Genomic DNA, 13,876 nt, shown 5'->3' with positions numbered 1-13,876 from the left:
AATACAATTAAGTTTTGTTTAAATATTGCTGAAAATGGAAAGGATCAATTCTTAATGATTGCCAAATCGATTCAAGATATGTTAGCGGAAAAAGAAAATGGTTTTTTAATTCCTGGAGATAAAGTTGCGTCTGTTCAGGAAGATAATCCGTTGACACATGCATTTCTACTGTTAACCAAAGTGCGTTACTCAAAAATCCCCGTATTGGATGGTCAATCTCATTTATTAGGTCTATTGACGATACCAATGATTACTAACAAGATGATTGAACTTGATGATATTAGTCAGCAACCATTACAAAGCTTGATAGTTAAAGATGTGATGCAAACAGAATTCGATACCGTTAAAGACGATGCGAATATGGATGAAGTGTTACATCTATTAGTAGACAATCCCTTTGTGCCAGTTGTGGATGCCGACAATGTATTCTGTGGTATTTTGACACGTCGGGAAATGATGAAGGCCTTTAACTTTGTGGCCCATAATATTGAGAATAAATATGATGTCACTAAGAAAGCATCAAAAGAATAACCACTAGAGATTAAAGAGATTAAGTGCTGCTAAAGTTTTTACTTTAGCGGCACTTTTTTTGTGGCAATATTGGCTTGAAATATGTCCTATCAGCCAGCTTTTATTCTGAGGATTAAACAAATCACCTTTTTGAATCTACGAACATGTCTAAAGGTTTAAAAAAGTAAAAATCATTAGCAAAAGACGAACAATAAAACTGGATGTAAAATAATTGTTAATAAAATATAGATTTTTATATTTATATGTGCTTTAATATGATTACAAAATATAAAAAACACGAACTAAAAAGGAGACTGATATGGAAAACGTTCAGATCGTCATGGGTTCCATTTCTGATTGGCAAACGCTACAAAAAACGGCCGAAGTTTTAACTGACTTGAAAATCAAGTATGAGACAAAAATTATTTCGGCTCACCGCACACCGGCTCGATTGACGGAATTTGCGGAACTGGCCTTGGCCAACGGTGTCCAATTGATTATTGCTGGTGCCGGTGGGGCAGCACACTTGCCAGGCATGTTGGCGGCCAATACTGTCGTACCTGTGATTGGGGTTCCTGTTCAAAGCCAGACTTTAAATGGCGTTGATTCACTATTAAGTATCGTACAAATGCCAGCTGGTGTTCCTGTTGCGACCATGGCTATCGGTGAAGCTGGGGCTCGTAATGCTGGTTACTTGGCGGCTCAATTATTAGGCATGGCCGATCCTGAGATTCAAAAACAACTCATAAGCGCCCGGCAAAAGATGGCGGCTGATGTTTTGGCCAGTGAAGAGGCGTTACACCATGAAAGTTGACACGATTACACCACCGGCAACAATTGGCATCATTGGCGGCGGTCAGTTAGGCCGAATGATGTCTGAGGCTGCTAAGCCACTAGGTTATAACGTGATCATTCTTGATCCCCAGCCTAATGCACCAGCGGGGCAAGTTGCAGATGACCAAATTGTTGCGGAATATGCTGATCACGTTGCTTTAGCACAATTAGCTCAAAAATGCGATGTTGTGACTTACGAGTTTGAAAATGTTGACTTAGCTGGTTTAGAATCCATTCAAACCAAAGTGGCCATACCACAAGGAACTGAGATTTTACGGATCACTGCTAATCGTTTGTTAGAAAAGACTTTCCTTAAAGAAACCGGTATTCCAGTTACTGAATTTCGCGCTGTCTCCAATTTGCAGGATTTACCTCAGCTAGTTCAAGAAATTGGTTTGCCGGTAATTTTAAAAACAGTCGCCGGCGGCTACGATGGCCATGGTCAGTGGGATATTAATACTTCTGCAGATATTGACGAAATTCTTGCGCATCAGCATGCGTTTGCTGGTTTAGATTTAATCTTAGAAAAGCGGCTATTATTTGATCAAGAGTTAAGCATTATGGTGACGCGTGATGGTCGTGATCAGATTGTGACTTGGCCAGTTGCTCAAAATCAACATCAAGATCATATTTTAAAAATAACCACTGTGAATCAAAATTTGGCACCTCAGCTTCAGAAACAAGCCCAGCAATATGCTGAAAAAATTGCTCGTGCGCTTGATTTACGAGGCGTTCTCGGGATTGAACTTTTCTTAGTCGGGTCAAAACTAGTTGTGAATGAGTTGGCACCACGTCCGCATAATTCCGGTCATTATTCAATTGAAGGGTGTAACGTTTCTCAATTCGAAGGCCATATTCGCAGCATTATGGGGTTGCCAATTGCACCGATCACTTTGATTGATCCAGAGGTGCGGATGATTAATTTGTTAGGCAGTCAAATGATTCAAGCGCGCCATGATTTGGTTGCTCATCCTGAATGGCATTTTCATGATTACCAGAAAGATCAAGTTAAACCTAAGCGCAAGTTAGGCCATATAACCGTCCTAGGACAAAAAAATTGCCAAAACTTACAAATGTGGGAGGAAGTGCATCATGACATCAATTGAAAAAGAAATGATTTTAGCAGATGGCAAGGCCAAAACGATTTATCAAACTAATGATCCCGAAATTGTTTGGGTTCATAGCAAGGATCAAGCCACAGCCCTTAACGGCAAACGCAAAGTTCAAATTACCAACAAAGGTCATTACACGAATCAAATCAGTTGGCGCCTTTTCAAGTATTTACAAGATCGAGGTATTATCAATCATTTCATCGCCGTTAAAAATGACACGGATATTTTAACAAAGAAATTAACGATGATTCCATTGGAAGTTGTTGTTCGCAACTATGCTTCAGGACACTTTGTGACGAAATATCATGTGACACCGATGTTGAAGTTAGAACCAACTGTTTTAGAATTTTATGATAAGTCGGACGCTTTAGATGACCCAATGATGAACGACTTACAGATCCAAGCATTACATATTCTTGATGCCGAACAAATTGCACAAGTTAAAGCACAAGCGTTCCAAATCAATCAGCAACTACAACAGTTATTTGCACAAATGAAGATTGACTTAATTGACATCAAGTTTGAATTCGGCTGGACAGCATCAGGTGCAATAATTTTAGGCGATGAATTATCACCAGATAATATGCGGTTAGTTGATCAACAGACTGGTCATTCCTTAGATAAGGATGTTTTTCGTCAAGAGACGGGTAACTTAGTTGATGGTTATGCCATTGTTTTAGAACGATTACAACAAATATTAGGAGATTAGATGATGTATTTAGGGAAAGTCTACGTTTCATATAAACCTTCAGTTTTTGATCCCCAAGGTGATGTGATCAAAACCAGTTTGCACCAATTAAATTTCCAAGGTGTTGAATCAGTAACTCAAGGTAAATATTTCGAGATTAAACTAGTCGCCACTAATTTAACTGAAGCCACAGCCAATTTAGTTAAAATGGCTGAAGAGTTACTGATCAATCCCAATACCGAAACTTATCAATATGCCATTGATGAAATTGAGGTGTTGTAATGAAAGCGGCGGTGATTCAATTTCCGGGTTCTAACTGTGATTTAGACATGCTGAATGCTTTGCAATTATTCGGTGTTGAGGCCCAAATCGTTTCCCATAAAGCAACCAGTTTAGCCGGTTACGATGCTATTTTTCTACCGGGCGGTTTTTCCTTTGGTGATTACTTGCGTTGTGGGGCAATCGCACGTTTTTCACCAATTATGACAGCAGTCACTACTGCTGCTGCCGCTGGTAAATTGATTGTCGGTGTTTGCAATGGCTTCCAAATTTTGACCGAAGCTGGGTTGTTGCCAGGCCAATTAATGATGAATGAAACACCTGGCTTTATCTGTGCTGAAGTGCCAATTACTGTTATTAATCAACAGTCGCAATTTACTAATCAATACCAACAAGCCACGATTACGTTACCAGTAGCTCATGGCGAAGGGCGTTATTATGCTGACGAAGCCACCATTGCCCAATTAGAAGCTAACCACCAAGTGATTTTTCGTTATCAAACGAACGTCAATGGTTCCGCTGAGCAAATTGCCGGTATCGTGAACGAAAAGGGCAATGTTTTAGGGATGATGCCTCATCCAGAACGGGCCGTTGAAGCAATTATTGGCAATATTGATGGTCAAGATTTTTTCCGCAGTATCTTAAACTAATCAGACAAATAAGTGAGGGTTGAAGTTGTGACAATAATTCCTGAAGCAATGCGTAATGAGCCAACACCAGAAGAAGTACGCGCTAGCCAAGTTTATCTGCAATGGTCATTATCTCAAGACGAATACGAAATGATCTGCCAGCACTTAAATCGCCTACCCAACTATACCGAAACAGGTTTGTTTGCAGCAATGTGGTCGGAACATTGTTCGTATAAGAAGTCTAAACCAGTCTTACGAAAGTTTTGGTCGCAAAATGAGCGCGTTGTTCAAGGCCCCGGTGAAGGTGCTGGGGTTCTAGACATTGGCGACAATCAAGCTGTAGTTTTTAAAGCTGAATCGCATAATCATCCCTCAGCTGTGGAACCTTATCAAGGAGCGGCTACTGGGGTTGGGGGGATCATTCGCGACATTTTCTCAATGGGGGCCCAACCAATTGCGATTTTAGATAGTTTACGCTTTGGTGAATTGCATCATAACACCACAAAGCATTTGTTAAACGGTATCGTATCTGGCATTGCTGATTATGGTAATTCATTAGGCATTCCCACTGTGGGCGGCGATGTCATGTTTGACGCTACCTACCAGCAGAATCCCATTGTTAATGCCATGGCCGTTGGACTGCTCAATCAAGCCGACTTACACGTGGGAAAAGCAGAAGGAATTGGTAATCGAATTTTATATGTCGGTGCCAAAACTGGTCGTGATGGTATTCATGGCGCGACTTTTGCTTCTAGTGATTTTGACAGCAGCACTGATCAGAATCGTTCAGCGGTTCAAGTGGGTGATCCATTCTTAGAAAAGTTATTAATGGACACGACTATTAAGGCGATTCATATTTTTGGAGCTGCTATTGTTGGCGTTCAAGATATGGGCGCCGCTGGGTTAGTATCATCTTCTGCGGAAATGGCAGGTAAAGCTGGTAATGGGATTCACTTGAATCTCAATCAAGTACCGCAACGAGAAACTAATTTAACCCCTTATGAACTGATGTTGTCAGAATCACAGGAACGAATGTTAATGGTGGTACAGGCTGACCACGTCGCTGAAGTGGCGCAATTATTTACAGATGCTGATCTAGCGGCCGTTGATATTGGCGAGGTAACAGCTGATGGTCGTTATCGGCTAGACTTTGATGGCGTTGAAGTGGCTAATATCGATGTTCAGTATTTAATTACACCACCTAAGCAAAACCAGAAGCAACAAGTTCCAGCGCGTTTAACTGCTGAAGCTGATCCTGAATTTGTCCCTGAACTAACTGATGTTACGGCAACCTTTAAAGATTTGTTGGCTCAAAGTACGATTGCCTCTAAAGCTGAAATTTTCAAACATTATGATTGTAGCGTTCGAACGGATACCGTGATTAAACCTGGCGGCGATGCAGCTTTAGTTCGAATTAAGAACACAAGAAAAGTCTTAGCAATGACGACGGATGTGAATGGTCGTTACGTTTATTTAAATCCTCAGGTTGGTGGCCAGTTGGCAGTTGCTGAGGCGGCCCGAAATATCGTGGCAACTGGGGCAACACCAATTGGGATTACCGACTGTCTGAATTTTGGCGATCCTGATGATCCTGAGATTTATTATGAGTTGGCGCAATCATGTGCGGGTATTAATGAAATGGCACAAAAGTTGAACACGCCGATCATTTCGGGTAACGTTTCGCTTTATAACGAAACTGATGGACAAGCTATTTATCCAACCCCAATTATCGGCATGGTTGGGTTGTTAGAAAATATTGACCACGCCACCACCATCAATTTTAAGAATGCTGATGATTTGATTTATCTGATTGGGACGGTTCGCCCTGATTTTAACGGCAGTGAACTACAGAAATTAGTCACGGGGAAAATTAGTGGTCAACTGAAATCTCTTGATTTGAATATTGAAAAACAGCATCAGCAACTTGTTCTGAAGGGCATTGAAGACCAATTGATTAATAGCGCTCATGATGTCGCTGAAGGTGGCGTAGCGGTCACACTAGCAGAAATGGCATTTAAAACACCATTTGGTTGTCAAGTGCAAGCTGATTTTGCTGCTAGTTGGTATTTTGCCGAATCACCATCCTTGTTTGTCGTGACGGTTAGACCTGAGCATCAAGCTGATTTTGAATTATTGGCAAGAACACAGGCACATTTATTAGGCAAAGTGACGGCTGATACCAAACTTGAACTTACTGGTTCTGATCAAACGATTAAAGTGAACCAAGCCGTCGCACAAAAGCTTTATGAGGAGTCGATTAAATGTCAACTCAATCAATAACAACATTGGGATCATTAAACGAAGAGTGTGGGATTTTCGGAGTTTGGGGTGTTCCTGATGCGGCTCATTTAACTTTTTATGGTCTGCACGCTTTGCAGCATCGTGGTCAAGAAGGGGCCGGAATTGTAGCCAATGATGGTGGCCGTTTGTGGCAAGAACGTGGATTAGGATTACTTAGTGTCGCTTTTGCGGATCCTAATAAATTTACTCATTTAACTGGTAAGGCTGCTATTGGCCATGTTCGTTATGCCACTGCCGGATCAGGTGGCATTCGTAATATTCAACCGTTTATGGTGGACTTTGCTGATGATCAAGTTGCGTTAGCTCACAATGGTAATTTAACCAATGCGAAAAGTTTACGGCAACAATTAGAAAATGAGGGAGCAATTTTTCAATCTTCATCAGATACTGAAGTCTTGTTGCACTTGATTCGTCGCTCTAAAAAAGCGACCTTTATTGAACAATTGAAAGAAGCGTTGAATCAAGTTCATGGTGGTTTCGCTTTTCTACTGATGACGCCGGATGCGATTTATGCAGCGTTGGATCCGCATGGATTTCGCCCCTTTGTGATCGGTCAAATGCCTAATGGTGCTTATCTGGCTGCTAGTGAAAGTGCTGCGTTACGGGCAGTCAATGCTAAATTCGTTCGGGATGTTAAACCAGGTGAGTTGATTACGATTAACGATGCAGGGTTAACCATTGATCACTACACGACTCAGACGCATTTAGACATTGACTCAATGGAATATATTTACTTTGCACGGCCTGATTCAGATATTTGTGGGGTCAATGTTCATCAAGCCCGCAAGCGAATGGGGCAACATCTTGCTTATGAGGCACCAGCTGCTGCAGATATTGTCGTGGCAGTACCGAATTCTTCTTCATCGGCCACACTAGGCTATGCAGAAGCAGCGGGGCTCCCTCAAGAAATGGGTTTGATTAAGAATCAATATATTGCGCGGACCTTCATTGAACCAACCCAACAACGACGTGAACAGGCAGTCCGAATGAAATTAAGCGTTGTTCCTGCAGTTTTAAAGGGACAGCGGGTCGTATTGGTTGATGATTCAATTGTCCGTGGCACCACGTCTAAATATATTATCCGCATGTTAAAAGAAGCCGGTGCCACTGAAGTTCATGTGCGTATTGCTTCACCAGCCTTCAAATACCCATCATTTTATGGTGTAGATATGCAGACTAGTGACGAGTTAATGGCCGCACACCTTTCAGTTGCTGAAATGTGCCAAGAAATCGGTGCAGACTCATTGGCCTTTTTATCAACGGCAGGGTTAATTGCTGCCATTGATTTACCTCATGAAGGTAGTGGCTCGGGATTAACAACTGCATATTTTGACGGTCACTATCCGTCACCAATTTATGACTACTATCCTGAACTAGCAAGTGAAGCTGAGCAAAAAATCGTCACATTCGAACCTGAATTGACAGCAAATTAAGGAGGTGCGCTATGGAAGCAGATGCTTATTCAAAAGCTGGTGTCAACATCGAGGCTGGCAACACAGCCGTTCAAGAAATTAAAGCAGCTGTTCAGGCAACATATACACCACAGGTTCTGAGTGGCTTAGGTAATTTTGGTGCCGCTGTTGAACTTCCAGCAGGTTTTCGCCAGCCAGTTTTAATCAGTGGGACTGACGGTGTGGGAACTAAGCTGTTATTGGCGATTGCGGCCAATCGACACGAAACAATCGGCCAAGATTTGGTAGCAATGGTGATGAACGATATTGTAGCTGAGGGTGCGCAGCCATTGTTTCTCCAAGATTATTTAGCAGTTGATCATATTCGGCCCGAGGTTGTTAAAACGATTGTGACGGGGATCGCTCAGGCAACCCAAGCTGTCGGCGCAGCCTTAGTTGGTGGTGAGATGGCTGAACTGCCTGGACTTTATGCAGCTCACCATTACGACTTAGCTGCGTTTGGTGTGGGGATTGCTGAAAAAGATCAGCTTTTGAATTCAGTTGCCCATGCGCAAGCTGGTGACTTATTGCTGGGCTTACCATCATCGGGACTGCATTCTAATGGCTATTCGTTAGTTCGTTCTGTACTGGGTCTGAAAGAAGCAACGGATTTTCAACAATTAACACCAGAATTACAGACGGCCTTGTTAACACCGACGACGTTGTATTATCCATTGGTTCAAGATTTATTAGCGCAACATTTACTAGTTGGTATGAGCCACATTACTGGTGGTGGGATCGTTGGTAATTTGCCGCGTAGTTTTAGTCATGATTTACAGGCTGTTATTCAAACTAACAGTTGGCAGATTCCGGCAATTTTTAAATTATTGAAGCAAAAGGGTCAACTAACGACAGCTGATATGCTGACGACCTTTAATAATGGCGTGGGCATGATTTTAATGGTTAAGCCAACTAACTTACCGGCAGTTTTACAGCATTTCGCGACATTGCAACAACCTATTTATCAATTAGGTTATTTGCAGGCTAAGCCACAAACAGCAGCGAATGCGGTCGTGTTTACAGGAGAATTCTCATGGTAAAAACAACTCGTTTAGCGGTTATGGCTTCAGGTACTGGCACTAATTTTAGTGCTTTGATGGCAGCAATTAAGACACAAAATTTACCCATTCAAATTGTTCGCGTGGTAGTCGATCATGCTAATGCACCCGTGATTCAACGGGCTGCTGCTGAAAATGTACCGGTATTAGTGGTCAGTTATCAAAATGGGAAAGCTGCTGCCGAGGCAAAAATTTTGGCACAATTAGCTACTGACAAAGTGGCTGGAATTATTTTAGCTGGTTATATGCGGATTTTATCAGCTGATTTTGTGCAACAGTATCCCCAACGGATTATTAATTTACACCCAGCTCTTTTGCCCAGTTTTCCCGGACGGAGGGGAATTGAAGACGCCTATCATTATGGCGTTAAAATGACTGGCGTTACCGTTCATTTCGTTAATGCTGGTGTTGATAGTGGTGAGATCATTGCCCAAGCAGCCGTTCCCATTGACGAAGGTGAATCTTTAGCCGCTTTAGAAGCGCAGATTCATCAAGTTGAGCATCAATTATATCCAGCTACCATCAAAAAATTAGTTGAAAAGGGAGTTTTTGAAAAGTGAAAAGAGCATTGATCAGCGTTTCCAATAAAGAGAATATTGTTAACTTTGCCAAAGAATTAGTGGCCAATGATTATGAGATTATTTCGACTGGCGGTACTTATCAATTGCTGCACGAGGCTGGACTACCCGTTCAATCTGTCGAAAGTGTAACTGGTTTTCCCGAAATGTTCGATGGTCGGGTAAAAACGTTACACCCGAAAATTCACGGTGGTATTCTTGCTCGTCGTGATTTGCCAGAACATCAACAACAATTAAAAGAACAACAGATCACACCGATTGATATGGTCGTGGTTAATTTATATCCCTTTAAAGAAACGATTATGGCTGGTGATGTTACACCAGCTGAGGCCATTGAACAAATTGATATTGGTGGGCCATCAATGCTTCGTTCTGCCGCTAAGAATTTTAAAGATGTGCTTGCTGTTGTCGACCCAACTGATTATGAAACAATCATCACCAAGCTTCAATCTGAGACAGATACATACGAATTCCGACGTGAGTTAGCGGCCAAAGTTTTCCGCCACACTGCTGCTTATGACGCGATCATTGCCAAGTATTTCACGGGCGAGGCCTTTACGGAAGAATTCCCTGAAACCTATGAACAATTTGAAAAACTTCGCTATGGAGAAAATGCTCAACAAGCTGCCATGGCTTATCGTGATCCAATTTCTGAACCTTATTCAGTTTTGAACGCTAACATTATGCACGGCAAGAAATTATCGTACAACAATATTCGTGACGCTGATGCCGCATTACGAATCATTGCTGAATTTAAAAAACCTACTGTGGTCACAGTGAAACATATGAATCCTGCGGGAATTGGGATTGCGACTGATATTGAAGCTGCTTGGGACAAAGCGTTTGAAGCTGATGATATTTCTATTTTCGGTGGCATCGTCGCTTTGAATCGGGAGGTTGACTTAGCAACAGCGACTAAGATGAGCAAGATCTTCTTAGAGATTATTATCGCGCCAAGTTTTAGTGCAGAGGCCTACGCGCAATTAGCTAAGAAAAAGAACATTCGCTTGTTGACCGTGCCCTTCACCAATGAGATTCCTCAACATATTGAAACAACTTCGGTTCTAGGTGGCGCTGTCATGCAGGAACGAGACTTGGCTGTAGAATCATTGGCTGATTTAACGGTTGTTTCTGAAAAGCAGCCGACTGAAAAGCAATTAAAGGCTATGCTATTTGCACAAACTGCTGTTAAATACGTTAAGTCTAATGCCATTGTCGTCGCTCAAGATGGGCAAACACTGGGTATCGGTGCTGGTCAGCCGAACCGGATTGATTCGGTTAAGATTGCCATTGAACACGCTCAAACTAAAGCAGGTTTTGCTGACGCTGTTTTAGCCTCAGACGCATTTTTCCCAATGGCTGATTCAGTTGAATACGCGGCTAAACATGGTATTAGTGCCCTAGTTGAGCCCGGTGGTTCGATTCGTGATCAAGACTCCATTAAAAAAGCTAATGAGTTAGGGGTCGTCTTAGTCTTCACCGGCGTTCGTCACTTCAAACATTAGGAGGTTCATCATGGCAAAAGTCTTAATTATTGGTTCCGGTGCGCGTGAGCATGCAATTGCACGAGCTTTTCAGCAGAGTCCCAAAGTAATGGCTGTCTATGCTGCGCCAGGGAATGATGGCATGCGGCGTGAGGGAATCATGACGCTGCCAATTGTCGAGACAGATTTTTCGTCCTTGATTGTAGCGGCTCAAAAATATCAAATCGATTTAACTTTTGTTGGTGGCGAAGTTCCCTTAGTCAACGGCATCGTTGACGCCTTTACGGCAGCAGGACTTTTAATCTTTGGCCCTAAAAAAGCTGCGGCTCAATTAGAGGGCTCTAAAGCCTTTATGAAGAAAATTCTTTTAGATCATCAGATCCCGACTGCCCAAGCGCGGACAGTTACATCATTAGCCGCTGCTCAGGCTGCCGTACAAGCGTTAGGCTATCCTATTGTGATCAAAACTGATGCACTTGCTGCTGGTAAAGGGGTTACCATTCACCGCGATGCTCAAGAAACGGCTAAGTTTTTAGCGGCTTGTTATCAACGGCAGGAAGAGATGACGTTGGTGATTGAAGAATATCTAAGCGGTTTTGAATTTTCACTCTTTTCCTTGGTTGGTCGCAACCAAATTGTTCACGCACCATTGGCTCATGATTATAAGCGACGTTACGATCATGACCAAGGGTTAAATACTGGTGGCATGGGTGCTTATAGCCCAGTACCCGAGATTAATTCAGCTACACTTGAACTGACCATTCGAACATTAGTGATGCCGACATTAGCAGCTCTTCAAGAAATGAACACGCCATTTTCCGGCGTTCTTTATACTGGTGTGATGTTGACGGCATCTGGGCCCAAGGTAATTGAATATAATGTTCGTCTGGGCGATCCAGAGACTCAAGTTGTTTTACCGCAATTAACCAGTGATTTTTATGACTTGATTAGTGGTTTAGTTACTGGGCAAAAAGTAACCCCGCAGTGGCAAACTGAAAAGTCATTTGTTGGCGTTGTTTTGACAGATCCAGATTATCCTCAGGGTGTTAGTGGCAACTATTTATTACCCGATTTAGGAACTGACGTGTTAGTTGACTATACTCATTCAGCGCAAGGACAACAAACATTACTAAGTCATGGTGGCCGCGTAGCAACTGTTGTCAGTAGCGGTGTAAATAAGAAAGAAGCCCGCCAAACCATTTATCAAACTTTACAAGCAGCTGATCTACCATTAGCTTATCGCCACGACATTGCTCAAACAATTAGTGAGGTGACTTATGAAAAGTGATTTGGAAATTGCTCAGACAACAGAAGCTTGGCCGATTGAGCACATTGCCCAAAAAGCCGGTTTAACCGCGGCTGAAATTATTCCTTACGGTCGCCATAAAGCCAAAGTTGATTTTGATCCGGACCAGCATTCACAGGAAAACGGTCAGTTAATTTTGGTAACCTCAATCAATCCCACGCCAGCTGGTGAAGGTAAGTCAACGGTTGCAGTGGGGTTGGCCGACGCCTTAAATCTTACCGGAGCTAAAACCATGTTGGCTTTACGAGAACCATCGTTAGGCCCGGTTATGGGGATGAAAGGTGGGGCAACGGGCGGTGGTTACGCTCAAGTGGTTCCCATGGAAGAAATCAATTTACATTTAACGGGTGATTTTCATGCTTTAACCGTGGCTCAGAACACCCTAGTGGCATTAGTTGATAATAGTATTTATCAAGGAAATCCGTTGCAGATTGATCCTAGTCAAGTGTTATTAAAGCGCGCACTGGATGTTAATGACCGTCAGTTACGCGATATTGTCACTGGTGTAGGTGGTCATCCTAACGGGGTCTTGCGCGAAAGTGGCTTTGAAATTACGGCGGCCTCCGAGTTAATGGCAATTTTAACTTTGGCCACAGATTTAACTGATCTTCAAGAACGAATTGATCGCATTGTGGTTGGGTATACTTACGATCAACAGCCTGTAACCGTTGCTCAATTACAAGTCGGTGGCGCTATCACCGCTTTATTGAAAGACGCGCTGCAACCTAACTTGGTGCAAACCTTAGGCCATACACCAACTTTGATTCACGGTGGACCATTCGCCAATATTGCGCAAGGAACCAATTCAATTCAGGCAACACGAACGGCACTCAAGTTGGCTGATTATGTGGTCACTGAAGCTGGTTTTGGCGCTGATCTTGGTGGTGAGAAATTTCTTGACGTGAAGACGCCTTTGCTAGGTCAGCACCCTAATGTGATCGTCATTGTCGCTACAGTTCGTGCTTTGAAGATGCACGGCGGTGTGGCCAAAAATAATTTAACTGCTGAAAATATTCCTGCTTTAACTGCTGGCCTGGCTAATTTAGAGCAACATATTTTCAGTATGAAACGTTATGGCGTACCTGTCGTGGTCGCTGTTAATCAGTTTGCAACAGATACAGACGCAGAGTTAAAAGTAGTGACTGATTTTGTGGCAGTTCAACAACTTAAAGTTGCGGTAGCTGATGTTTGGGGTCACGGGGGTCAAGGAGCAACTGATTTAGCGCGCATCGTCTTACAAGCCGCGACTGAACCAGCTGAGTTTCAACCGTTGTATCTACCGACAGCAACCCCAGTTGAAAAGTTAACGCAAATCGTTCAAGTGATTTATGGTGGGAGCGGCGTTACTTTAACCGCTAAAGCTAAGCGACAATTACAAACCTTTCAGGAATTGGGTTGGGCCCAACTGCCGATTATTGTGGCTAAGACGCAATATTCCTTATCTGATGATCCTAAGAAATTAGCAGCACCAACTGATTTCAAAATTCATGTCCGTGAGTTCGTCCCCAAATTAGGCGCTGGATTTTTAGTAGCGCTGACGGGAAAAATTTTGACCATGCCGGGGTTGCCGAAACACCCGGCAGCAGAACAGATCAAAGTTGATTCAACCGGTAAAATTACCGGATTATTCTAACGTTAGTATCTCT

At 42.7% G+C, this 13,876-nt stretch carries 13 protein-coding genes; all 13 read left to right on the top strand.

Annotation, left to right across the window (positions count from 1 at the left end; all coding sequences use genetic code 11):
* Positions 1-54: 54 nt before the first annotated feature.
* The 13 genes from cbpB to FC84_RS07375 all read left to right on the top strand — a co-directional run bounded on the left by cbpB (position 55) and on the right by FC84_RS07375 (position 13,863).
* Complete coding sequence (cbpB, locus tag FC84_RS07435) at positions 55-531, top strand: cyclic-di-AMP-binding protein CbpB (protein ID WP_057757354.1); 477 nt, start codon at positions 55-57, stop codon at positions 529-531.
* A 298-nt stretch (positions 532-829) separates the two neighbouring features.
* The gene (gene purE, locus FC84_RS07430) at positions 830-1,324 is read left to right on the top strand and encodes a 5-(carboxyamino)imidazole ribonucleotide mutase (RefSeq protein WP_057757352.1); all 495 of its coding nucleotides are present in this window, start codon (positions 830-832) and stop codon (positions 1,322-1,324) included.
* Positions 1,314-2,450: a 5-(carboxyamino)imidazole ribonucleotide synthase gene (gene purK / locus FC84_RS07425; RefSeq protein ID WP_057757351.1), complete on the top strand. Its 1,137-nt coding sequence runs from the start codon at positions 1,314-1,316 to the stop codon at positions 2,448-2,450. The genes purE and purK overlap by 11 nt, the downstream gene beginning before the upstream one ends.
* Entirely contained in the window at positions 2,437-3,165 is a 729-nt protein-coding gene (locus tag FC84_RS07420) for a phosphoribosylaminoimidazolesuccinocarboxamide synthase (protein WP_057757349.1), read from the top strand. Before purK ends, FC84_RS07420 begins: the two co-directional genes overlap by 14 nt.
* Before the next feature lie 3 nt (positions 3,166-3,168).
* Positions 3,169-3,426, top strand: coding sequence for a phosphoribosylformylglycinamidine synthase subunit PurS (gene purS, locus FC84_RS07415; protein ID WP_057757347.1), 258 nt, complete (start codon positions 3,169-3,171; stop codon positions 3,424-3,426).
* Positions 3,426-4,073, top strand: a complete 648-nt coding sequence (gene purQ / locus FC84_RS07410) for a phosphoribosylformylglycinamidine synthase subunit PurQ (RefSeq protein ID WP_057757345.1) — start codon at positions 3,426-3,428, stop codon at positions 4,071-4,073. The genes purS and purQ overlap by 1 nt, the downstream gene beginning before the upstream one ends.
* A 48-nt stretch (positions 4,074-4,121) precedes the next feature.
* A complete protein-coding gene (gene purL, locus FC84_RS07405; protein ID WP_057757436.1) occupies positions 4,122-6,332 on the top strand; it encodes a phosphoribosylformylglycinamidine synthase subunit PurL in 2,211 nt (736 codons plus the stop codon).
* Positions 6,314-7,786 (top strand): amidophosphoribosyltransferase, encoded by a 1,473-nt coding sequence (gene purF, locus FC84_RS07400; protein ID WP_083479585.1) that lies wholly within the window; start codon positions 6,314-6,316, stop codon positions 7,784-7,786. The genes purL and purF overlap by 19 nt, the downstream gene beginning before the upstream one ends.
* A gap of 11 nt (positions 7,787-7,797) precedes the next feature.
* A complete protein-coding gene (gene purM, locus FC84_RS07395; protein WP_057757343.1) occupies positions 7,798-8,844 on the top strand; it encodes a phosphoribosylformylglycinamidine cyclo-ligase in 1,047 nt (348 codons plus the stop codon).
* Positions 8,838-9,422, top strand: a complete 585-nt coding sequence (gene purN, locus FC84_RS07390) for a phosphoribosylglycinamide formyltransferase (protein ID WP_057757341.1) — start codon at positions 8,838-8,840, stop codon at positions 9,420-9,422. The genes purM and purN overlap by 7 nt, the downstream gene beginning before the upstream one ends.
* Entirely contained in the window at positions 9,419-10,945 is a 1,527-nt protein-coding gene (gene purH / locus FC84_RS07385; protein WP_057757339.1) for a bifunctional phosphoribosylaminoimidazolecarboxamide formyltransferase/IMP cyclohydrolase, read from the top strand. The genes purN and purH overlap by 4 nt, the downstream gene beginning before the upstream one ends.
* A gap of 10 nt (positions 10,946-10,955) precedes the next feature.
* The gene (gene purD / locus FC84_RS07380) at positions 10,956-12,212 is read left to right on the top strand and encodes a phosphoribosylamine--glycine ligase (protein WP_057757337.1); all 1,257 of its coding nucleotides are present in this window, start codon (positions 10,956-10,958) and stop codon (positions 12,210-12,212) included.
* Entirely contained in the window at positions 12,202-13,863 is a 1,662-nt protein-coding gene (locus FC84_RS07375; protein ID WP_057757335.1) for a formate--tetrahydrofolate ligase, read from the top strand. Before purD ends, FC84_RS07375 begins: the two co-directional genes overlap by 11 nt.
* Positions 13,864-13,876 lie beyond the last annotated feature (13 nt).

Source organism: Lapidilactobacillus dextrinicus DSM 20335 (genome assembly GCF_001436095.1).
GTDB classification, from domain to species: Bacteria; Bacillota; Bacilli; order Lactobacillales; family Lactobacillaceae; genus Lapidilactobacillus; species Lapidilactobacillus dextrinicus.
Note: the sequence above shows the minus strand (reverse complement) of the source record. Positions and strands in the feature narration are given on the sequence as shown.